The sequence below is a fragment of the Micromonospora sp. NPDC005553 genome, assembly GCF_042871765.1.
Classification (GTDB): domain Bacteria; phylum Actinomycetota; class Actinomycetes; order Mycobacteriales; family Micromonosporaceae; genus Micromonospora.
The window spans coordinates 277,631-299,306 of sequence record NZ_JBIAJD010000005.1; the positions used below are offsets into that span (position 1 = coordinate 277,631).

Annotated in this window: 20 protein-coding genes and 1 pseudogene; 9 read left to right on the forward strand and 12 right to left on the reverse strand. The window is 71.4% G+C overall.

Annotation, left to right across the window (positions count from 1 at the left end; translation table 11 throughout):
• The first annotated feature begins 165 nt into the window (after window positions 1-165).
• A complete protein-coding gene (locus ACFYPG_RS22130) occupies window positions 166-2,988 on the forward strand; it encodes a BTAD domain-containing putative transcriptional regulator (protein WP_387353711.1) in 2,823 nt (940 codons plus the stop codon).
• A gap of 50 nt (window positions 2,989-3,038) precedes the next feature.
• Here the strand turns inward: ACFYPG_RS22130 and htpG are convergent, their stop codons facing one another.
• The gene (gene htpG, locus ACFYPG_RS22135) at window positions 3,039-4,955 is read right to left on the reverse strand and encodes a molecular chaperone HtpG (protein ID WP_387353712.1); all 1,917 of its coding nucleotides are present in this window, start codon (window positions 4,953-4,955) and stop codon (window positions 3,039-3,041) included.
• A gap of 161 nt (window positions 4,956-5,116) precedes the next feature.
• On the opposite strand from htpG, the gene ACFYPG_RS22140 reads away from it, so the two are divergent.
• Entirely contained in the window at window positions 5,117-5,815 is a 699-nt protein-coding gene (locus ACFYPG_RS22140; protein ID WP_355009098.1) for an SDR family oxidoreductase, read from the forward strand.
• Between the two features lie 78 nt (window positions 5,816-5,893).
• Here the strand turns inward: ACFYPG_RS22140 and ACFYPG_RS22145 are convergent, their stop codons facing one another.
• Window positions 5,894-7,345, reverse strand: a complete 1,452-nt coding sequence (locus tag ACFYPG_RS22145) for a M28 family peptidase (protein WP_387353713.1) — start codon at window positions 7,343-7,345, stop codon at window positions 5,894-5,896.
• 202 nt (window positions 7,346-7,547) lie between these two features.
• Here ACFYPG_RS22145 and ACFYPG_RS22150 point away from each other — a divergent pair, with 202 nt between their 5' ends.
• Window positions 7,548-10,325 (forward strand): ATP-binding protein, encoded by a 2,778-nt coding sequence (locus tag ACFYPG_RS22150; RefSeq protein WP_387353714.1) that lies wholly within the window; start codon window positions 7,548-7,550, stop codon window positions 10,323-10,325.
• 14 nt (window positions 10,326-10,339) lie between these two features.
• Here ACFYPG_RS22150 and ACFYPG_RS22155 read toward each other — a convergent pair whose 3' ends face one another.
• Both ACFYPG_RS22155 and ACFYPG_RS22160 read right to left on the reverse strand, forming a co-directional pair.
• On the reverse strand, window positions 10,340-11,098 hold the full coding sequence (locus tag ACFYPG_RS22155; RefSeq protein WP_355009101.1) for a hypothetical protein: 759 nt from the start codon (window positions 11,096-11,098) through the stop codon (window positions 10,340-10,342).
• Entirely contained in the window at window positions 11,095-11,607 is a 513-nt protein-coding gene (locus ACFYPG_RS22160) for a SigE family RNA polymerase sigma factor (RefSeq protein ID WP_355009102.1), read from the reverse strand. The genes ACFYPG_RS22155 and ACFYPG_RS22160 overlap by 4 nt, the downstream gene beginning before the upstream one ends.
• Before the next feature lie 138 nt (window positions 11,608-11,745).
• On the opposite strand from ACFYPG_RS22160, the gene ACFYPG_RS22165 reads away from it, so the two are divergent.
• The gene (locus ACFYPG_RS22165) at window positions 11,746-12,576 is read left to right on the forward strand and encodes a DUF3152 domain-containing protein (protein WP_387353715.1); all 831 of its coding nucleotides are present in this window, start codon (window positions 11,746-11,748) and stop codon (window positions 12,574-12,576) included.
• A 13-nt stretch (window positions 12,577-12,589) separates the two neighbouring features.
• Here ACFYPG_RS22165 and ACFYPG_RS22170 read toward each other — a convergent pair whose 3' ends face one another.
• Window positions 12,590-13,237 carry a hypothetical protein gene (locus ACFYPG_RS22170; protein WP_387353716.1) on the reverse strand — a complete coding sequence of 216 codons (648 nt, stop codon included), beginning with the start codon at window positions 13,235-13,237 and terminating at the stop codon, window positions 12,590-12,592.
• Window positions 13,238-13,402: 165 nt separating this feature from the next.
• Between ACFYPG_RS22170 and ACFYPG_RS22175 the strand changes: the two genes are divergently transcribed.
• Genes ACFYPG_RS22175 through ACFYPG_RS22185 form a run of 3 tightly spaced genes read left to right on the forward strand, consistent with a single transcriptional unit; the run spans window position 13,403 to window position 15,522 of the window.
• On the forward strand, window positions 13,403-14,446 hold the full coding sequence (locus tag ACFYPG_RS22175) for a hypothetical protein (protein WP_355009105.1): 1,044 nt from the start codon (window positions 13,403-13,405) through the stop codon (window positions 14,444-14,446).
• A 21-nt stretch (window positions 14,447-14,467) separates the two neighbouring features.
• A complete protein-coding gene (locus tag ACFYPG_RS22180) occupies window positions 14,468-14,872 on the forward strand; it encodes a YbaB/EbfC family nucleoid-associated protein (protein WP_357233106.1) in 405 nt (134 codons plus the stop codon).
• 23 nt (window positions 14,873-14,895) lie between these two features.
• The gene (locus ACFYPG_RS22185) at window positions 14,896-15,522 is read left to right on the forward strand and encodes a hypothetical protein (protein WP_355009107.1); all 627 of its coding nucleotides are present in this window, start codon (window positions 14,896-14,898) and stop codon (window positions 15,520-15,522) included.
• A 59-nt stretch (window positions 15,523-15,581) separates the two neighbouring features.
• On the opposite strand, the gene ACFYPG_RS22190 is transcribed toward ACFYPG_RS22185, so the two are convergent.
• Both ACFYPG_RS22190 and ACFYPG_RS22195 read right to left on the reverse strand, forming a co-directional pair.
• Complete coding sequence (locus tag ACFYPG_RS22190) at window positions 15,582-16,286, reverse strand: S1 family peptidase (RefSeq protein ID WP_387353939.1); 705 nt, start codon at window positions 16,284-16,286, stop codon at window positions 15,582-15,584.
• Window positions 16,287-16,289: 3 nt separating this feature from the next.
• Window positions 16,290-16,763, reverse strand: a pseudogene (locus tag ACFYPG_RS22195) (snapalysin family zinc-dependent metalloprotease); the annotation flags it as partial.
• A 298-nt stretch (window positions 16,764-17,061) separates the two neighbouring features.
• Here ACFYPG_RS22195 and ACFYPG_RS22200 point away from each other — a divergent pair.
• Complete coding sequence (locus ACFYPG_RS22200) at window positions 17,062-17,625, forward strand: hypothetical protein (protein WP_387353717.1); 564 nt, start codon at window positions 17,062-17,064, stop codon at window positions 17,623-17,625.
• 64 nt (window positions 17,626-17,689) lie between these two features.
• Here the strand turns inward: ACFYPG_RS22200 and ACFYPG_RS22205 are convergent, their stop codons facing one another.
• The 5 genes from ACFYPG_RS22205 to ACFYPG_RS22225 form a co-directional block, all read right to left on the reverse strand.
• Window positions 17,690-18,268 (reverse strand): dihydrofolate reductase family protein, encoded by a 579-nt coding sequence (locus ACFYPG_RS22205; protein WP_387353718.1) that lies wholly within the window; start codon window positions 18,266-18,268, stop codon window positions 17,690-17,692.
• On the reverse strand, window positions 18,268-19,464 hold the full coding sequence (locus ACFYPG_RS22210) for an RNA polymerase sigma factor (RefSeq protein ID WP_387353719.1): 1,197 nt from the start codon (window positions 19,462-19,464) through the stop codon (window positions 18,268-18,270). The genes ACFYPG_RS22205 and ACFYPG_RS22210 overlap by 1 nt, the downstream gene beginning before the upstream one ends.
• 20 nt (window positions 19,465-19,484) lie before the next feature.
• A complete protein-coding gene (locus ACFYPG_RS22215) occupies window positions 19,485-19,838 on the reverse strand; it encodes a YciI family protein (protein WP_387353720.1) in 354 nt (117 codons plus the stop codon).
• Between the two features lie 39 nt (window positions 19,839-19,877).
• A complete protein-coding gene (locus ACFYPG_RS22220; RefSeq protein ID WP_387353721.1) occupies window positions 19,878-20,291 on the reverse strand; it encodes a DUF6069 family protein in 414 nt (137 codons plus the stop codon).
• Between the two features lie 215 nt (window positions 20,292-20,506).
• A complete protein-coding gene (locus tag ACFYPG_RS22225) occupies window positions 20,507-20,839 on the reverse strand; it encodes an L-rhamnose mutarotase (RefSeq protein WP_366613039.1) in 333 nt (110 codons plus the stop codon).
• Between the two features lie 148 nt (window positions 20,840-20,987).
• Between ACFYPG_RS22225 and ACFYPG_RS22230 the strand changes: the two genes are divergently transcribed.
• The gene (locus ACFYPG_RS22230) at window positions 20,988-21,668 is read left to right on the forward strand and encodes a response regulator (RefSeq protein WP_387353722.1); all 681 of its coding nucleotides are present in this window, start codon (window positions 20,988-20,990) and stop codon (window positions 21,666-21,668) included.
• The last annotated feature ends 8 nt before the right edge of the window (window positions 21,669-21,676 follow it).

Here is a 21,676-nt window from a genome sequence, read left to right on the forward strand (position 1 = left end):
CGTCACGACCGAGGCGGCCGTGAGTCGAGTTGCCGACATCGGATTGAGAGATGTCGCTGTGCCTACGATGATCTGCGCGGTAGGTCGACGGATTCCTGCCGGAACCTCAATCCGGTCGCGATTGCCGGCTTGGCCGACCGGCGGCACGGGGGCGAGCGGCGGTTCATGGAGATTCGGATCCTCGGGCCCGTCGAGGTGTGGACGGACGGCCAGCTGATCGACGCGGGAGCGGCCCGGCAACGTGCCGTCCTCGCCGCGCTGGCGGTCGACGTGGGCCGGCCGGTTCGCGCGGAATCCCTGGTGGATCGGGTGTGGGGTGACTCCCCGCCGCCGCGGGTTCGGCACAACCTGCACGTCTACCTCGCTCGGATCCGCAGGGTGCTGACCGCCGCCGGGGCGCCGGACGCGCTGGTCCGCCGCTCCGGTGGGTACCTGCTGGACCTGCCGCCGGAGACTGTCGACGGCCACCACTTCGACGCGCTGCGGCGGCGGGCCGACGAACTGGCCGACGACGACCCGGAGCAAGCGGAGCTGCTGCGCCGGGCGCTGGCTCTGTGGCGCGGCGAGCCGCTGGCCGGCGTGCCCGGTGAGTGGGCGGCCCGGATCCGACAGGACTGGCACCGTCGGCACATCGACACCGCAGTGCAGTGGGCCCGCGGCCTGCTTCGCCGGGGTGAGCCGGATGCCGTGATCGACCCGTTGACCCGGCTCGCCGACGACCACCCGCTCGACGAACCGGTCGCCGCCGCGTTGTTGCACGCGCTGGCCGCCGCCGGACGGGGCGCACAGGCCCTGGCGTACTACGCCCGCTTACGGGAACGGTTGGCCGATGCGCTCGGTGCGGACCCGAGCGCGGAACTTCGCCAGGTGCACCAGGCCATCCTGCGCGGTGAGGTCACCGTGCCGGCGCCCCGCGCCGAACCCGCTCGGACACAGGGTGCGGCCGGTCCCGTCGCGCGGCCGACCCCAGCCCACCCGGTCCCGGCGCAGTTGCCGTCGGACGTCCGGGGCTTCGCGGGACGGGAGGCGGAGCTGGTTCGACTGAGCGCCCTGCGGGCGAATGCCGAGGCGCATCCCGGCGCCGTGCCGGTGGCGGTGCTCTCCGGACTGGCTGGGGTGGGCAAGACGGCGCTGGCCGTGCACTGGGCCCACCGGGTGGTCGAGAGTTTCCCCGACGGGCAGCTCTACGCCAACCTTGAGGGCTACAGCCATGGTGGCGTGGTGCGCAGTGCGGAGCAGGTGGTGCGCGGTTTTCTCGCGGCGCTCGGTGTGTCGCCCCGGGAACTGCCGTTCGACCCACAGGAGCAGACAGCGCTCTATCGGAGCCTGCTGGCCGGTCGACGCATGCTGGTGTTGCTGGACAACGCCCGGGACGCCGCGCAGGTCCGGCCGCTGCTACCCGGGTCCGCCCACTGCCTGGTGCTGGTGACGAGCCGGGACCGGCTGACCGGCCTGGTGGCCACCGAGGGCGCCGAGCCGTTGGTGCTGGATCTGCTCACCGCCGGGGACGCGGCCGCTCTGCTGCACGCGCGGATCGGGGTGCGGGCCGAGAGGGAACGAGCTGCCATCGGCGAGTTGGTCGGGCTCTGTGACCGGCTGCCGTTGGCGCTGGTCGTGGTGGCGGCCCGGGCGGTGGTCCGGCCACAGCTCTCCCTGGCCGAGCTGGGCGCGCAGTTGCGCACCGACGGGGGTCTGGACGGGTTGGACGCCGGCGACCCCGCCAGCAGCGTGCGCACGGCACTGTCCTGGTCGTACCGCCTGCTGACCGACCCGACGGCCCGGCTGTTCCGGCTGGTCGGCGGCAGCACGGACCTGACAATCAGTACGGCGGCCGGGGCCAGCCTCGCCGGCGTCGAGCGCCGCCAGGTCCGGGCGGCGTTCGCCGAACTCGCCGACGCGCACCTGGTGCTGGAGCGTGGTCCGGACCGGTACGGGATGCACGACCTGCTGCGGGCCTTCGCGGCCGAGCTTTCCGGCGAGCAGGACCGGACCGGCGACCGGGCTGAGGCGCGGGGTCGGCTCTTCGACCACTACCTGCACAGCGCGCACGCTGCTGCCGTGCTGCTGCACCCACACTGGGACCCGATCGCGCTGCCGCCAGCTGTCACCGGGGTCCGACCGGAGAAGATCAGCGATCACGACGAGGCGGCGGCGTGGTTCACCCGGGAGCGGGAGGTGCTGATCGCACTGGTCGAGCGGTGCGCGGCCGGCGGGTTCGAACGGCACGCCTGGCAACTGGCCTGGAGTTTGACCATCTTTCTGGACCGGCAGGGCGGCTGGCACGACCAACTGGCGGTGCAGCGTACGGCGCTGGTCGCCGCGCGGAGCGGTGGCGACTCGGCCGGGCAGGCGCACGCGCACCGCAGTCTGGCCCGGGCCCAGGCCCGGCTGGGCCAGCTCGACGAGGCACCCGGTCAGCTTCAGCGGGCACTGGAGCTCTTCCGGGGCCTCGACGACCCGGCCAACCAGGGGCACACCTGCCTGGACCTGGCCGAAATGGCCGACCGGCAGGGCCGGCGCGCAGAGGTGGTCCAGCACGCGGAGGCGGCGCTGACGTTGTACCGCACCGCCGGACACCGGTACGGGCAGGCGATGGCGTTGAACGCGATCGGTTGGTACCGCGCCCAACTGGGTGAGCACGATGCCGCGATCGAGGCGTGTCGGCAGGGCCTGGCGCTGTTGCGGGAGTTCGACGACCGCCAGGGTGAGGCCCCGACCTGGGACACTCTCGGGTACGCGCAGCACCGCGCGGGGCGACCGGCGGAGGCGGTCGGCTCGTACCGGCACGCGGTGGAGCTGTACCGGGAGTTCCGGGACCGGTACTACGAGGCGGACACGCTCGGGCACCTGGCCGAGGCGCAGGCCGAGGCCGGCGATCCGGCCGGGGCGGCCCGGAGCTGGCGGGCGGCGTTGCGCCTCCTCGACGACCTCGGGCACCCGGACGCGGAGCGCATCCGTCGTCGGCTCACGGACGCCGACCGGCCGTGACCGGCCGGCGGGCCCACTGCTCGAACGGGCCGCCGGCCGGGGTACGTCAGTTACAGGGTGCGGGCCAGCCGGTCGGCGAGCGTCCGGGTGAAGCGGGCCGGGTCGGTCAGCTCACCGCCTTCGGCGAGCACCGCCAGGCCGTAGAGCAGCTCGGCGGTCTCGGTCAGAGCGGTGGCGTCGCTGCCCTGCTCGTGGGCCTTGCGCAGCCCGGACACCAGCGGGTGACCGGGGTTGATCTCCAGGATCCGCTTGGTGGTGGGGATCTCGTGCCCCATCGCCCGGTACATCTTCTCCAGGGTCGGGGTGAGGTCGTGGGCGTCGCCGACGACGCAGGCCGGTGAGGTGGTCAGCCGCGACGACAGGCGGACCTCCCGGACGCTGTCGGTGAGGGTGGTCCCCAGCCAGTCGAGCAGCCCGGCGAACTCCTGTCGCTGCTGCTCGCGCTCGGCCTCGGCCTGCTGCTTCTCCTCGTCGGTGTCCAGGTCGATCTCGCCCTTGGCGATCGAGCGCAGTGGGCGACCGTCGTACGTGCCGACCCGCTCGACCCACACCTCGTCGACCTGGTCGGTGAGGAGCAGCACCTCGTGCCCCTTGGCCCGGAACGCCTCCAGGTGCGGCGAGTTCTCGATGGCGGCCCGGGACTCGCCGGTGGCGTACCAGATGTCGGTCTGGCCGTCCTTCATCCGCGACACGTAGCCGGCCAGGTCGGTTGGCTCGTCCGGGTCGGTTGTGGAGTTCACCGACAGGATGTCCAGCAGGGTGTCCCGGTTGTCGGTGTCGTCGATCAGCCCTTCCTTGACCACGGCGCCGAACTCGGTCCAGAAGGTGCGGTAGCGCTCGGCGTGGTTGGCCTTGAGGTCCTTGACCGTCGCGAGGACCTTCTTGACCAGCCGGCGGCGCACGATCTGGATCTGCCGGTCCTGCTGGAGGATCTCCCGGGAGATGTTCAGTGACAGGTCGTGCGCGTCGACCACGCCCTTGACGAAGCGAAGGTAGGTCGGGACCAGCGCCTCGCAGTCGTCCATGATGAAGACGCGCTTGACGTAGAGCTGGACGCCCCGACGGCCCTGCGGGGAGAACAGGTCCAGTGGGGCGTGGCTGGGCAGGAAGAGCAGCGCCTCGTACTCGAAGGTGCCCTCGCCCTTCATGTGCACGACCTCGAGCGGGTCGGCCCAGTCGTGGCTGACGTGCTTGTAGAACTCGTTGTACTCGGCGGCGTCGACCTCGTCGCGGGGCCGCGCCCAGAGGGCCTTCATCGAGTTGAGGGTCTGCACCTCGCTGGTGGCGGGCTCACCCTCGGCGCCGGGGCGCTCGACTGTCATCCGGATCGGCCAGGCGATGAAGTCGGAGTAGCGCTTGACGATCTCGCGGACGGTCCACTCGGCGGTGTAGTCGTGCAGGTTGTCCTCGGTGTCGGCCGGCTTGAGGTGCAGCGTCACAGTGGTGCCCTGCGGCGCTTCGTCGACCGCCTCGATCGAGTAGGTGCCCTCGCCGGTGGACTCCCAGCGGGTGCCGCCGGTCTCGCCGGCCTTGCGGGTCAGCAGGGTGACCCGGTCGGCGACCATGAACGCGGCGTAGAAACCGACGCCGAACTGCCCGATGAGGTCCTGCTTGGCGTGGGCGTCGGCGGACTCGCGCAGTTGGCGCAGCAGCTCGGCGGTGCCCGACTTGGCGATCGTGCCGATCAGCGTGACGACCTCGTCGCGGGTCATCCCGATGCCGTTGTCGCGCACGGTGAGGGTGCGGGCGTCGCGGTCGATCTCCAGGGCGACGTGCAGGTCGTCGGTGTCGGCGACGAGGTCCTTGTCGACGAGGGTGGCCAGCCGGAGCTTGTCCAGGGCGTCGGACGCGTTCGAGATGAGTTCCCGCAGGAAGACGTCCTTGTTCGAATAGATCGAGTGGACCACCAACTGGAGGAGCTGACGCGCCTCGGCCTGGAACTCCAACGTTTCGGCCTGGTTGCTCACACCGTCTCCCTTCTCGGCTCGTACGGAGGTTCGCGGAAAGGATACGAGTCGTCACCGCCGGGGGTGTGGGCGCGTCCGGGTCGTATTCCCGATCCCGTCGACCACTGCCGTGACATAGCTGACTTTGCTTAGCAGAAGTCAGGCCGGATAGCGTGACGGCCATGAAGATCGCTGGAAGCACCGCCCTCGTCACCGGCGCCAACCGTGGCCTCGGCCGACACCTGGCCGCCGAACTCCTCGCCCGGGGCGCCACCGTCTACGCCGGCGCCCGCAACCCCGACAGCGTCGACCTGCCCGGCGTGACGCCGGTCCGCCTCGACATCACCGACCCCGCCTCGGTGGCCGCCGCCGCCGAGCTGGCCGGCGGCGTGAACCTGCTGATCAACAACGCGGGCATCGACACCCGGACCGACCTGCTCGACGGCGACCTGGACCTCGTCCGGCTGGAGCTGGAGACCCACTACATCGGCACCCTGTCGACGATCCGGGCGTTCGCGCCGGTCATCGCCGGCAATGGCGGCGGAACCATCCTCAACGTGCTCTCCGTCCTGTCCTGGGTGAACTTCCCCCTGCACGGGTCGTATGGTGCCGCCAAGTCCGCCGAGTGGGCGATGACGAACGCGCTGCGCCTCCAGCTCGCCGAGCGGGACGTCCGCGTCGCCGGCCTGCACGTCGGCTACCTGGACACCGACATGGCCGCGACCATCACCGGCCCCAAGTCTGACCCCGCCTCGATCGCCCGGCTCGCGGTCGACGGCATCGAGGCCGACGCCTACGAGATCGTGGCCGACGACGTCAGCCGGCGGGTGCAGGCCGGGTTCCCCGGCGGCGTCGCCGCGCTCTACCCACAGCTCCCCTGACCCCCGGCTCCCCTGACCCACGACGTGACGGGCCGCCGCCGGACGCTGCCGGCGGCGGCCCTTTTTCGCGGTACGCGGTCAGCTCGCCACCAGCGTCACGTCGTCGATCACGAAGCTGGTCTGCAACGACGAGTCCTCGGTGCCGGTGAAGCGCAGCGTCACCGTCTGCCCGGCGAACCCGGCCACCGAGAAGCTGCGCTGGACGTAGCCGGACGCCCTGTTCAGATTCGAGTACGTCGCCAGCGTGGTCGACCCCACCTGCACGGTGAGCCGGTCGTACACCGTTGAGCTGGTGGTCTCGGCCGTGTCGATGTGCAGCCAGAAGGACAGCGTGTAGCTGGCGCACCCGGCCGGCAGTGTCACCGACTGCGTCAGGCTCTCGGTGCCGCTGCGGCCGTTGCCGTTGAGCCACGCCTTGTACGACCCGGTCCGGGCCGGCTGGGCGCTGGCGTTGGTGATCACGCCGGAGGACGCGGTCCACGGCGTGCTGCCGCTCTCGAAGCCACCGTTTCCGACCACCTGGCCGCCGGTGCAGGACGGGGTGCCGCCGCTCACGGCGAGCTGCCACAGCGCGTACGCGACCCCGTCGGCCGCGCGGTTCAGCACCGTGGCGCTGACGTTGGCGGTGGTGTCGCAGGACCGGTGGTAGCAGGGGTCGTACGCGGAGTTGGCGGTGCCACCCCACTTGGCCGCCTGGGAACTGGTCTTGCGGGCGCTGGCCCCGGCGGCGTAGCCCGAGGTGGGGATGCCGGCCTGCTGGAAGTAGTAGTCGTCGGAGCGGCCCTGACCCTCGACGTTCTCCTCCGGTTGCAGGCCCAACGAGTCCCAGTACGCCTTCAGCGGAGCCGCAGTGGTCGAGGTGACCCGGTTGATGAAGTAGCCGCCGTTTGTCGAGCCGACCATGTCGAAGTTGTAGTAACCCTTGATGTAACCGCGCTGGGTGGTAGTGAGCGAGTTGACGTAGAACCGGGAGCCGTTGAGCCCCTGCTCCTCGTCGGTCCACCAGGCGAACCGCACCTTCTTCGTCATGGTCGGGTTCTGCGCGGCCAGGACCAGTGCGTTCTCCAGCAGGGTCGACGAGCCGGTGGCGTTGTCGTTGATGCCCGGACCGGCCGAGACGCCGTCCAGGTGCGCTCCGAACATGACCACCTGGTCGGTCGGGCCGCCGGGCCACTCGGCGATCAGGTTGTTCGAGGGGTACGTGCAGCTGGAGCAGTACTGCTCGCTGACGGTGTAGCCGGCCGACTGGAGCCTGGTCTTCACGTAGTTGAGCGAGGCGGTGTAGCCGGCCGAGCCGGCCCGCCGGTTGCCACCGTTGCTGGTCGCGATGCTGTTGAACTGGGTCAGGTGCGCCTGGACGTTGGTGACGGAGATGTCCGGCGCGGCCAACGCGGCGGCGGACGCGGCGATCGGCCGGGCCTCCGTCATCGTGGCCATGGGCGACGCGGCTACCGGCTGGGCAGCCAGCGTCACCGTCATTCCGGCGAACACGGCAAGCGCGATTCCCGCGCTCAGCGTTCTGCCTCTCATGGGGGCTCCTCGGGGTTGGAGAGATACCCGAGACACTGACAGATCTCTATTTCTTGAGCATCGGTCGTTCGTCCCGAACCGCCGCCGGTTCGACGGTGGGTACCGGCGTCGGCACAGGTGAGTAGAGGTGTCAGGATGGGTAGGTAACACGGAAGGGGTCGTCGGGCCCGGAACGGGGGCTTGCGATGGGGTCGGATCGAGCGTGACGCGACCCAGCACTGACCTGTTCCTCGGCGGCGGCGACACCGGGCTGTTGATGGCCCGACTGGACTGGGCCGACACCCCGCTGGGCCCGGTCGGCGGCTGGCCGCAGAGCCTGCGCGCCGCCGTACGGATGGTGCTCTCCTCCCGGTACCCCATGCTGCTGCTCTGGGGTGAGAGCTACTCCCAGCTCTACAACGACGCGTACTCGGCGCTGATCGGCGACAAGCACCCCGCCGCGCTCGGCGACGACGTACGGGTGACGCTGGCCGAGGGCTGGCCCGTACTCGCCCCGCTGATCGAGGAGGCCATGGCGACCGGGGTGGCCAGCTGGGTCCCCGCGCTGCAACTACTGCTGGAGCGGGCCGGCTACCGCGAGGAGGCGTACTTCAGCGTCTCGCACGCCCCAGCCCGCGACGACGACGGCCGCACCGTCGGCGTCCTGACCGTGTGCAGCGAGGTCACCCAGCAGGTGATCGGCGAACGCCGGCTCCGCCTCCTGCGTGACCTGTCAGTGCTCGGCGACGGGCGCACCGTCGACGTGGACGCCACCGCCGCCCGGCTGATCGACGTGATCGACGGCCACCCCCTGGACGTGCCGTTCGCCGCCATCTACCTGCGCGACGGCACGGCGCTGCGCCGGGTCGGCTGCACCGGCGGCGACCACCGGCACGCTCGGGCCCTGCCGGACGCCGTCGAGCTGACCGACCCGGGCCCGCCTTCGTACACCTGGGGGCTGGCGGACGCCGCCGAGGGCCGGGCTACCCCGGTGACCGACGTCGCCGACCGGCTGCCGCTGCCCGCCGGCCCGTGGAACGACCCGGTCCGCACCGCGCTGGCGCTGCCGCTGCCCTCCGCCGACGAGGATCAGCCGCTCGGCGTCCTGCTCGCCGGGGTCAGCCCCAGCCGAGGGCTCGACGAGGCGTACCACTCCTTTCACCGACTGCTCGCCCAGCAGATCTCCGTGGCGTTGCGAAACGCCCGCGAGTACGAGGAGGAGCGGCGTCGGGTCGAGGCGATGGCGGAACTGGACCGGGTCAAGACCGACTTCTTCGCCAACGTCAGCCACGAGTTCCGTACCCCGTTGACCCTCATCCTCGGCCCGCTGACCGACGCCCTCACCGACGCCACCGCGCCGTTGGCGGCGGTGCAGCGGGAGCGGGTGGAGACCGGCTGGCGTAACGCCACCCGACTGTTGACGCTGGTCAACAGCCTGCTCACCTTCTCCAGCCTGGAGGCCGGGCGGGCGCGCAGCGACGCCCGGATGGTGGATCTGGCCGCGCTGACCGCCGAACTCGCCGGGGTGTTCCGGGCCGCCGTCGAGCGGGCCGGGCTGACCCTCGAGGTGAGCTGTCCGCCGCTGCCCCGGCCGGTCGCGGTCGACCCGGTCAACTGGGAACGCATCGTTACGAACCTGCTCTCCAACGCGCTGAAGTACACGTTCATCGGCCGTATCCGGGTCACCCTGGACACCGACGACGAGGGGGTACGCCTCACCGTCGCGGACACCGGCATCGGCATCGCGGAACGGGACCTGCCGAAACTCTTCGAACGCTTCCACCGGGTGCAGGGCGCCCGCTCGCGCAGTCACGAGGGCACCGGCATCGGCCTGGCCCTGGTGCACGAACTGGCCCGGCTGGAGGGCGGCGACGTGCGCGTGACCAGCCAGGTGGGCGTCGGCAGCAGGTTCACCGTGACGCTGCCCTGGTCGGCGGCGCACCGCACTGCGATCACCGGGCCGGCGGTGGACGGGCGGGGTGACGCGGCCCGCGCCGCAGTCGCGGAGACGATGGGCTGGCTCACCGAACCGGACGACGCGCCGACCGAGCCCGATCCCACGTCCGGGGCGGCCACCGACGAGCTGGCCGGGGCCCGGATCCTGCTCGCCGACGACAACGCCGACATGCGGGCGTACCTCACCCGGCTGCTCACCGGGCAGGGCTGGCGGGTGCGGGCCGTCACCGACGGCCGGCAGGCCCTCGACGAGATTCACCGTGATCTGCCCGACCTGGTCCTGACCGACGTGATGATGCCGGTGCTGGACGGCTTCGACCTGGTGCGCCGACTACGCGCCGACCCGACGACCCGGGCGCTGCCGGTGCTGGTGCTGTCCGCCCGTGCGGGTGGGGAGGCCAGCGTGGAGGGCCTGAGCCTGGGTGCCGACGACTACGTGGTCAAACCGTTCGCCGCAGCCGAGTTGATCGCCCGGATCAGGGCCAGCATCCGCCGAGCCGGCGACCGTACCCCTGCCGTGGCCGTCGTCGGCGACCCTCCGGCGGTCGCTGCCGCAGCTCCCCCGGCCCGAACCGCCCCGGTCGGTCCCGGCACGCCGAGCCCGACGGTCGACCCCGTCCGCGACGCGGTCGTCATCGAGCCGGCGCCGGCCGAGCCCGACGGGCTGGGCGACCTTTTGGACGTCGGGTGGACATTCCCGTCCGCGCCGACCTCGGCCGCCGCGATGCGTCGGGACGTCCGGGGCGCGCTGGTCGAGCTGGACGTCGACCCGGACGTGCTGGAAGATCTCCTGCTCGCCGCCTCCGAGGCTGTGAACAACGCCGTCGAGCACGCACAGCGACCCAGGCGTCCAGAGGTACGGGTGCGCGTCCAGGTGGGTGGCGGGCTGATCCGGATCTCGATTCGGGACTTCGGTACCTGGCGGGACCGCCGGCCGGCGATGGACCGGGGACGCGGCGCGCTGCTGATGAACGCCTACGGTGACGTGCGGCTGGTCTCCACCGCCGACGGGACGACGGTGACCATCGAGCGTCGGCTGGCCTGAGCGGCAGCAGCGCGTCAGAGTCGGCGGCCGCTGGCGTCGTGGGCGACGATGCCGTCCAGCCGCTCCCCCGGACTGAGCTGCGCCGGGTCGAACCAGAAGATCATCACCTGCTTGTCGGCGCTCCATGGCACCACTCGGGCATCGACCTGCCGATCGTCGACGGTGCCGATGATCCGCTTGGCGGGGCCGACGAAGTAGCCGAAGGTGGGCACCGGCGCGGCAGCGCCCTCGTCGTAGCCGATCTGGTGGAACCCGGCGCTGCGGTCACTGCCGCGGACGTCGTTGACCAGGATGTCCGTGCTCAGCGAGCCGTCCGGAGCCTGACGACCGGCGGCCAGACCGATCGACACCTTGGGTTCGCCGGGCACGGACACCGACACGAAGTAGTAGACCCGCCGGTCGGCGCCGTGCCGCACCTGGGAGTCCACGATCTGGCCCATCGGCTTCGGCTGCGGCACGTCGCGGCCCACCGTCGGTGGCAGCGTGGAGCCCGGCGACTTCTCCGCCCGCGGCGAGACACCGACCGACGGTGGAGCGACGGCGACCGGCTGCGGGCGCTCAATCGGCGCCGGATCGCCCGGCCCGGACGCGCCGACAGCCACCACGACGACCACGGCGGCCAGGCCGGTCGCGAACGTCGCCGCCCCGGCTCCGGCGACGCGTCGACGGGTACGCAGCCGACGTCCCTCGCGCATCACGGTGGCCAGATCGAGCACGGCGTCGGGGCGCTCGGTCGCCCGCATGGCGTCGCGGAGCCGTTCCAGCTCGCTCATCGGCGCGCCCTCTCGTCGGCCGTGCGGGGCGCGGCGGTGCGCAACTTCTCCAAAGCTCGCGAGCTGGTGCTCTTGACCGTGCCGACGGATACGGAAAGTTCCCGGGCCACCTGCGCCTCGGGCAGGTCGAAGTAGTAGCGCAGGACGACGATGGCGCGCTCCCGCGGGCTGAGCGCGCCGAGGATGGTGATCAACCAGCGCCGGGTGGCCACGTCGTCTGCCACGTCGTCTGCCACGTCGCCACGCCGTTGCTCCGGCACCTCGTCGGTCGGGTACTCCCGCATCGGCCGTCGCCACCCGTCGACCAGATGGTTGACCAGCGTGCGGCGGGCGTACCCGTAGGCGTCGTCGTCGTGGATGCGCGACCACGACGCGTAGGTGCGCACCAGCGCGGTCTGCGCGGCGTCCTCGGCCTGGTGGTGGTCACCGGTCATCAGGAACGCGGCGTGCACCAGTCGCGCGGAAGCCGCCCGCGCGAACTCGACGAAATCGGCGTCACCCCGCGCCACCGCGAACCCTCCCCGTGCCACAGAGCTAGAGACGGGCGAGGTCGGCAAAAGGTTGAGCGCTGGGTCACATCAACTTTTCGCCACTGTCACCCGTCTTCTCCTCCGCGCCGCCGCCGAGCGACGCGCGAGGGGAGAGACATGTCGACGAAGGTTACCCGCCGCTGGGGTCCCGCCTCGATGGCGTCACTGCTGGTGGTGGCGCTGCTCACCGGGTGCGGCCTGCCCGCCGCCGGGCAACCCGCCACCGACCCGGTCGCCGCCGGGCCGCCGCCCGGTGGACCGGCGACATCCGTCGTGCGGCCGACCGTGGCCGCCGAGGTCCGACCCAGTTCCGCGCCCGTCATCGGAGTCAGCTACCCCGCCACCGGCGGTAACCGCTGGTCGGTGGCGCCCGGCGAGACGGCCCCCGGACGCGCGACGGCCGGCAGTTTGCTGCGCTACCGGGTCGCCGTGGAGCGCGACATCCGGGGCCTGCCGGCCAAGGACATCGCCACGGCGATCACCGCGACGTTGAACGACCCACGCGGGTGGACGGCGGGTGGGGCGTGGCGGTTGCGCCGGGTCGGTGCCGGCGAACCGACCGACTTCACCATCTACCTGGCGACCCCCGGCACCCGCGACACCCTCTGCCAGGACGTGCCGGACGCCTACACCTCCTGCCGCAACGGCGGCCGGGTGGTGCTCAACGTGGCGCGCTGGGTCAAGGGGGTGCCGGGTTACGGCGCGACACTGGAGACCTACCGGCAGTACATGGTCAACCACGAGGTGGGGCACAAACTCGGGCACGGCCACGAACGGTGCCCCGGGCGGGGCCGGCCGGCGCCGGTGATGCAGCAGCAGACGCTGGGCCTGCACGGCTGCACCGCGAACGCCTGGCCGTACCCGAAGGGCAAGGCCCGCTACAGCGGGCCGGTCGGGGCCTACGACGACGCGGTCCCCCGGCGGGAGGGCGCCTACTCGGCATCATGAGGACGGCATGCCGTCAGGTACGGCGGCGACGCTCCTGCTCGAGGCGCTCGTCCTGCCGGCCCATCTCGTAGATGGCGTTGAGGCTGGTCGGCAGTCGACTGACGTTGTCCGGCACCGGGCCGGGATCCGGCGCCGGCCCGGAGTCCGGCACCGGACCGGGGTCGGGTGCGGCGGCGGGGGCCGGTGCCCGGCGGCGCAGGAGCAGCAGTGCCAGCACCGCGAGGACCCCCACGACCAGCAGGTACGACGCGGGTGGCCAGGCATTCCGGGTGGGGTTGGCCAGGGCCGGCGGCGGGGTCGGTGCGGGGGTGTCGCCGTCGCGCCAGGGCACGGCGGCCTCGCGGGTGCCGGTGCCCTCGCCGGCGGTGCGGCGATCCGGTGCGGCGGGAGCGGGGACGCCGCTCGTCGACCCGGCCGGCCCGGGGATCGCGACGGGTTTCACCGGGCTGGGCTGACCGGCGACCGGCGGCCGACTCGGCGTGGCCGCCGCGGTGGGAGTGGCGCTCGGCGTCGGAGCGGCACTCGGTGTGCCGCCGCCGAGCAGGTCGTCGACGATCTGGCCGACGCCGCCGACGATGTCACCGAGCGGGTTCGAGGTGGTCGACGGGGACGGCGCGGGCGCGAGGGCGAGGGTCAGCGCGAGGACGACTACGGTAGGCATGACGCCACCTCCGATGTGCCGATATGCCACGCACCGTACCGCGTAGTGGGATCGCGTGGGTGACACCGCACACCGGGGCGACGAACGCGTGTCACGTTCGAGGACAGCCGGCTGCGCCCTCCTCGCCTACGATGCCAGGAACGCGGCGGGCAGCGAGGGGGCGGCATGGTCGATTTCGCGGTGGACCCGGTTGACATTCGCGAGCGTGCGCGAACCCTCGGCACCACGATCGCTGAGGACTACGCGACCGAGGCGGACGAGTTCGCCCGCAACTCCGCCATCGATGCGCCCGGCTTCGGCATCGCGTTGTCGCCGGTGGAGGCGCTCTACATCCAGCGCGTCGAATTCCTCGTGAAGGACGTGCGGGGTGCTGCGGACGTGTGCCGGCAGATCGGCGAGAAACTCGGCGTCGTCGCGGATCAGTACGAGCGCGCGGAGAACCTGCACGTGGGTGGGTTTGGTGGCACGCCGGTGCCGACGAGCAGTTTCGGCGATGCCTACGGCAAGACCAGTGCTGCCCAGCTCGCCCAGGATCCGGCGCTGCTCGTCGCCGCTGGTGCCTCGATCACACTGGCGGAGATTGGCGCGATCATGGCTGGCCTGTCGGCCTGCGCCGCGCTGTGCCCGACGTTCATCGTCGGTGTGACCGGCGCGGCCCTGTTCGTGGCCAACCCCGTCGGTATCGCCCAGGCCGGTGCCGATCTGATTCGGCACGGCGACAATCTGCAGAAGGCGCTCAACGCGAACTTCGACAAGATCTGCTCGGCGGCGACCGCGACCTGGAAGGGCCAGGGCAAGGACAGCTTCGTCATCATGTCGACCAAGCTCAAGGCGCATCTCGACGAGCTTGGCGCATACATCCGCACCCTCGGCGAGACCCTGCACTCTCTGGATATCGCCCTCACCGGTCTGTGGCTCGCCCTGGGTGCGATGGCGGGGCCGTTCCTGGTCTGGCTGATCACCATGCGCGCCGCCCAACTCGTACCCTTTGCCGCACCCGCGCTGGAGCCGATCATCCAGGTGTCCGGCGCCGCTATGGCCGGCTCCGTCACCACCATGATCGCCGGCGCGACCGCGCTGGGCAGCCTGGTCCTGGCGCTCATCAACGGGCTCGCCAAGGATTTTCTCAAGCTGATGGCGCTGCCGGACGACGGTGCGGCGGGCACACCGGACCTGACCGAGTTCCGCGTCGGCGACAACTTCGCCTGACCTCCGCCACAAGGAGCCTTCGTGATCGACCCAGACGTGCAACGCCGGATCGAGGGAATGGCCGAGCAGGCGACCCGGTTCGCCGCCGCCATGCAGAACCTCACCGGCGAGGGCACCGACGACGCGGAGCTGGTGCGCGCGACGTGCGACGCGAGCGGTCGCCTCGTCGACATCGACCTGGCGGCGGGCACCCGACGGATGCAGACCTACGAGCTGCGGGAGGCGATTCTTGCCGCCGCTGGCCGGGCCGCCGACGCGGCCAGCGCCAGCCTGGCGGACGCGGTCTCGCAGGTCACTCAGAGCACCGACATGTACGGCGCCGACGCAGTACGGCAGGCTCAGGAACAGGTCGCCCAGTACCGGCGGCTCGTCGACGCGCAGCGGGACAAACTCGAGCAGCTGCGCGCCGGCCTCGGCCAGCCGTGAGCACCGGGGCGCCAGAGCTGCGCATGCGTCGACGCCTGCTGCGGGTGCTCGGCACGCTGCGACCGATCAGGGCCGGCTATCAGATGCGCCCGGTGACTGTCGGCGGGGTCTTCGGTGTGGCCGTCGCCGCGCTCCTGGCTCCCTTTGTGACCGCGCCGCTGGCCTCCCAGGTGCCGTGGCTGCCGTTCGCCGCCGCGCCGGCCGTGGTGGTGGCCGCCCCCCTGCTGTTGCTGATGGTGAATATCGGTGCCGTCACCTGGTATGGCGGCGGCGCCGGGCTTCCGATGTTGTCGGTCACCGACGGAGAGGTCCGCGGCCGACTGCGCGGAGTGTGGGCCGATGAGCTGGCCGACGCCGACCCGGATGACCCGGCGTGGTGGGACCTGCGGCTGCCGGTCCGTGCGCTCAGCGGCGTTCGCGTGGAGCGCGACAGCCCCGGAGGCCCGCTCCTCGTCCTCGACCTGCCACCCGCGGCAGCGGAGGCGCTGACAGCGAACGCTGACACGCAGAAGCTCGCCGAGCACTGGCGCAGCAGCGTCGACAGCCCCGCCGCGTGGCAGATCGGTCTCTTCGAGGGGCGGTTCCGCCGCGCGCGCCGCCTCCGGGAGTTCCTGGAGGCACTCGCCGCCGCAGGTGGCCCGGTCCCCTAGAGCACGCGCCGAGGGCGGAGGTCGCCTGTCGCGTCCTCCGCCCGCAGCGTCCGAGCTGGTCAGACGGGTAGGCCGCCGACCTGGGTGTTGATCCAGGACCGGATGGACGGCAGGTCGACGTAGATGGACGGGCCGGTGGCGCAGGTGGAGTTGTTGTTGCCGGCCCGGCTCGTGGCGCCGATCAGGTTCCACACTCCGTTGACCCGGCGCACCTGCGGGCCACCGGAGTCGCCGTAGCAGGCGCCGGAGTTTCCGTTGGTGTTGTTGGTGCAGATCTCGTACGGGCCGTTGATGCCGGAGCACCGGCTGTCGGCCACGATGGACGTGTCGAGCTCGTTGGCCACGGTCGGGGCCGAACCGCAGCCCCGCGGGGCGCAGGTCTGACCCCAGCCGATGATCCGGGTGGCGGTGCCGACCGCGCCGGAGGTGCTCGGGATCGGGGCCGGCGCGTACGTGACCGAGCTGGCCAGTTGCAGCAGCTTCACGTCGACACTCGGGTGGTTGACCGCCCGGGTCACCCGCACCACGGTCCCGCCGCTGGAACGGTTGACGCTGCCCACCCGCACCGAGGACGGCGTCGAACAGTGCTTGGCGGTGACCGCCCAGTTGCCCTTGATCAGCGTGCCGGTGCAGCCGGAGACGTACACCATGAAGGGGTAGTTCTCGGTGGCCGGCCGGCCACCGACCACCAACGGGGCGATGTCCGAGTCGCCGTTCCAGGTGTACGTCGTGCTGGCCGGCGCGGCCAGGGTGCCGGCGAACAGCGAGTTCACCCGGCTCGCCTCGGCGGCGCTGGGGTTGGCGTTGCGGCAGGAGACCGGTGCGCTGCTCCCGGACATCAGGTCGGAGCAGAGGCCGGTGCGCCGGTCCGGCAGGCCCAGGATGTGGCCGACTTCGTGGGTGGCGATGCGGGTGCGGTCGTAGCCCTGGTTGACGGCCGTGCGGCCCATCCAGATCCGGCCCGAGCCGAGGCCGGTCGGCTGCGCGCGGGGCCAGCCGTCGTCGACGTAGATGGTGATGCTGGCCGGGGTGCCGGCCAGGAGTCGGACGTTGCTGACCCGGCTGTTCCAGATCTGCGCCGCCTGGTCGAAGTTGGTGCGGAACTCGCCGGTCCGGCTCGCGTCGTAGTAGACGGTCCGGACGGCGGCGGCCGGCGTGCCGGTGGCGAGCTGCATCCCGGCCGCCGCCAGGATCGCCACCAGCATGGCCATCGCCGCGCGTCTCAGTTGTCCTCGGAACATCGGGTACTCCCTGCTGTCGTCCGGCGGCCGTCAGCCGTCGGTCATCGAAGTATGCCGATATTAATGTGACGGCGGTCGATGTTCGGCATAGCGGAAGCGTCATACCGGCGGCGGATCAGTGCCTATCAGTTGCCGAGCACCAGGCGTCCGCCGACCTGGCTGACGGTCGGACCGCCTGCCGTTACTCGGCGGTTACGTCACAGCGAAGCTCCTGTGCCGGGGCAGGACGACGGTGGCGGCAGAGGGTCACCGGCAGCGCCGCCGCGACGTGACCCCGGTACCGAACGGAGAAACCACAATGAGGATCAGGAGCACACTGACGGCGTTGACGGTCGTCCTCGCCGGGCTGGTCGCCAGCGCGGGCAGCAGCGCCGCCGAGGGCACCACGACCACAGCGGCGTACTGCGGGATCACCTGGGGCAGCGCGGAGAAGGCGGCCGGCGCGCTGAGCGACGCCCCGCTGATCGATGTGCGCACCGGCCGGCACGACTGCTACGACCGGGTCGTCTTCGAGTTCAACGGCCCGGTCGACGGTTACGCGGTCGGCTACGGCGAGACGTGGACCGAGGGCGAAGGGCTGGCGCTGTCGCCGTACACCGCCGGCGGGGCGCTGCTGCGGGTCTCGCTGCGGGCCCCGGCGTACGACGACGACCACCTGGGCACCCTGCCCTACGCGGTCGGCGAGCACGTGGCGAATCTGCTGCGCTACCAGACGCTGCGCGACGTGGTCTTCGGCGGCAGCTTCGAGGGCTACAGCACCTTCGCCGTCGGCGTACGGGCGCGGTTGCCGTTCCGGGTGCTCGTGCTCGCCGGTCCCGGCACCCACAGCCGGGTGGTGCTCGACGTCGCCCACCAGTGGTGACCGGAACCGGCCGATCCGCCTGGCCATTCGCCGGACAAGGTGGATGGCCAGGCGACGCGCCGACTCACACGTGCGGGGTGGGCCGGTAGAGGAGTTCCTGGGTGCGACCGTCGAGGGTCCGGCTCTCGATCAACTCCAGGTCGAAGTCGGCCGCTCCCTGGAAGATCGGCTCGGTACCGGTCTTCCCGGTGATCACCGGGAAGAGCGTCACCTGGACGAGGTCGACCAGTCCGGCGGCCATCAGCGCCCGGTTCAACGACAGGCTGCCGTGTGATCGCAGGGGGACGGCGGACTCCTCCTTGAGCCGGGCGACGACGTCGACCGCGTCACCGCGCTCGACGGCCCCGTCCGGCCAGTCGAGGGGGCCTTCCAGCGAGTTCGACACCACTGTCGCCGGGAGGTTCCTCATCCGGGTCACCCAGGCGTCGCGGACCCCGGACTCCTCGGTGCTCGCGGCCAGCATCTGCGCGAACACCCGGCACGTGTTGGCCCCGAAGACCATCCGCTGATCCACGCTGTAGACGGACAGGCGGTGCGCGAGCAGTTCAGGGCCCTGCTTTCCCCAGTAGCCGCCCCAGTTCCCACTGGTGGTGCCGAAGCCGTCGAGGCTGGAAAAGACGTCGACGGTGTAGGTGGCGGTCATCATGCTCTCCATTCACTGGTGAGTTCGCTGCGACGGGTCTCCAGGTAGGCCCGCTCGGTCGCGTTGGTGGCCAGAGCCGCGGCCTGGTCGTAGGCGGCTCGTGCCTCTTCGTTGTGTCCGAGCCGGGCCAGCAGTTCGGCGCGGGTGGCGGGCAGCCGGTGGTAGCCCGGCAGGTCGATGCCCTCCAGCGCGGCGAGGGCCACCGCCGGCCCGTGCACCTCGGCGACGGCGACCGCACGGTTGAGCGCCACCACAGGGTTTGGCGCGAGCGTGAGGAGTTGGTCGTACAGTGCCAGGACCTGCGGCCAGTCGGTTGCGGCGCCGTCGGTGTGCACGGCGCTGATCGCGGCCTGGATCTGGTACGGGCCGGGCCGGTTGCGGCGCAGGCATCGGCGGACCAGGTCATGGCCCTCGGTGATGAGCTGCCGGTTCCACAGTGACCGGTCCTGGTCGGCCAGCAGCACCAGGTCGCCGGTCGGGCCGAGCCGGGCCGGGCGGCGCGCCTCGGTCAGCAGCAGCAGGGCGAGAAGGCCCAGGGCCTCGGGCTCGTCGGGCATCAACGCGGCGAGTTCACGGGCCAGCCGGATCGCCTCGGCGCACAGGTCCGTTCTGATCAACGGGCCGGCAGTGGAGGCGTAGCCCTCGTTGAACATCAGGTAGAGCACGGTGAGGACGGGCGGCAGCCGGTCCGGCAGCTCATGTTCGGCCGGTACCCGGTACGGGATGGCGGCGTCGCGGATCTTCCTCTTGGCGCGCACGATCCGCTGGGCGACGGTCGCCTCCTGAACCAGGTAGGCGCGGGCGATCTCCGGTACGTCGAGACCGCCCAGCAGGCGCAGGGTGAGCGCCGTCCGTGCCTCCGGTGCCAGCGCCGGGTGACAGCAGGTGAAGATGAGTCGCAGCTGGTCGTCCCGCACCGGTCCCACCTCCGAGGGATCATCCTGGTGATACAGCAGCAGGGCCTGAGCGTGGCGGGCCTCGCGGGTCGACTCCCGGCGGAGACGGTCGACGGCACGGTTGCGTGCGGTGGTCACGATCCAGGCGCCCGGGTTCGGCGGCAGTGTCTGCCACTTCTGCAGCGCCGTGGTGAAGGCGTCCTGGACGGCCTCCTCGGCGAGGTTGATGTCACCGAGGAGGCGGGCCAGCGTGGCGACGCACCGGCCGTACTCCGCGCGGTAGATGCTCGCCAGGTCCATGTCGGAAGACCTGCTGCCGGTCAGGCCTGGGACAGGTCGTCGAAGGGGCGCACCTCGACCGGGCCGCAGGCCGCCGCGCACCTTTCGGCCCAGGCCAGCGCCGCGTCCAGGTCCGCGCACCTGATGACCCAGAACCCGGCGATGTGCTCCTTCGTCTCGGCGAACGGTCCGTCACTCATGGCGGTGGTGCCGTTCTCGACCCGGACGACGGTGGCGCTCTCCGGCGAGGTGAGTCCCCCGCCGAAGACCCAGGCGCCCGCGGCCTGCATGTCGTCGTTGATCCGGCCGGTCTCCCTGAACATGGTCTGCGTTTCCTCGTCGGACGGCGTCGGCGCGCCCTCGACGGAGTGCACGGACAGCAGGTACTGCTTCATGACGATCCTCCGGTACCTCGATGGTGGGACGGGTGCAGGTCAGGCGGCCAGGCGGCGCGCGACGGCGGGGATCACGATCGCGGCCGCGACCAGGTGGGTGAGCATCAGCAGCGCCTTGGTGGCCATCCCGGCGTCGACGATCACGTCCGGCACCAGGGACAGGACGGTCAGCACCACGGTCGTGCGGACGAACCTGACCCGGGGGCGCCGGGCGAAACGCGCCAGCACACCGGCGATCAGCACACCGATCAGCGAGAAGACAGCGGTCAGCACACCGAACCCCGTCACGGGGATCGGGGCGCCGCCCAGCGCGAGGCTGATCCCGGCCAGGTGTCCGACGGCGGCGACGGCCATGGTGGCGACGCTCGCCGCGACAGTGGCGGCGACACCGGTCCGGATCAGCGCACCGACGTTCGACGTGGTGGCGCGGGTCGTGTTCGCAGTGGCGGTCATCGTGCCCTCCAGTGGGTGTGCGGCCCGTTGCGATGCCGGGCTCTCACCAGGGCTACGAACCGAACCGATCCCAATCGACAGCACGCCCAGAATTCTTGTCGGCGATTTTTCGAGGCGACCTCGCCGCCTCGCCGACCATGGAGTTGTGGTGGGTGACAGAGGCGACCGCCAGCCCCCGGAACGGGCACCACAACTCCATGATCGACACCGTTGACCTAAGCCTCGTCGGCCAGGTGCCAGACCTCGCGCATCGGGGCCCACCAGTCCCCCGAGCCGGGCTCGGCGATCGACTCCTGACACGGGTCGGTCAGCTTCCACCACTCCTGCGTCTGCGGGTCCGCCTCGATCAGCCGCAGGTCGGCCTCGTAGTCCTCACCCACGTACTCGTAGTAGCCGAAGAGCAGATCGTCGTGGAGAAAGATGGTGTAGTTGCGGAAGTTCGCCTCGCGCAGCGTCTTCTCCACGCTCGGCCAGACGGCCGCGTGCAACCTCAGGTAGGTCTCCCGCTGCTCGGGGCGGAGTCGGATCACGCAGCCATGACGTTTCACGTCGTGCCCTTTCGTGTGAGCTGGTTCAGGGGGGTGCCAAAGGCATTGACGGTAGCGGTTCGGCGGCGCCCGGAGGGGGCCAGCCGGCCGCCGATGTCGGCCGTTCCGCCAGGACTACGCACTGTGGCGCCGGGTCTACCCTCGGGTGATGGAGGGCCGCGTGCTGGTGGTCGAGGACGACTTCTCGATCCGGGAGGTCACCGCCCTCGGCCTGCGCCGCGCCGGTTTCCGGGTCGACACCGCCGTGGACGGGCGGCAGGCTCTGGCCGCGTTCCGCGCCCACCCGGTCGACCTCATCGTGCTCGACATCATGCTGCCGGGCCTCGACGGTCTGGAGGTCTGCCGGGAGATCCGGCGCACCAGCCAGGTGCCGATCCTGATGCTGACCGCGCGCACCGACACCATCGACGTGGTGGTCGGGCTGGAGTGCGGCGCGGACGACTACCTGCGCAAGCCCTTCGACCTGCCCGAGCTGGTGGCCCGGGTTCGCTCGGTGCTGCGCAGGGTCAGCCTGCCGACCCCCTCGACCGTCATCGAGGTCGGCGGTCTGGAGATCGACCCGGGCGGCTTCGTGGTCCGCCGGCACGGCCGGGAGGTGGTGCTCACCGCCACCGAGTTCCGCCTCCTCCTGGAGCTGGCCCGCCGGCCCGGTCAGGTCTTCACCCGGGAGCTGCTGCTGGACCTGGTCTGGAACCACGACTTCCTCGGCGACTCCCGACTGGTCGACGTGGCGGTGCAGCGGCTACGCGCGAAGGTCGAGGACGACCCGGCGCAGCCACTGCTGATCCGGACGGTACGCGGCGCCGGCTACAAACTGTCGACGGGCTGACGGGGGCG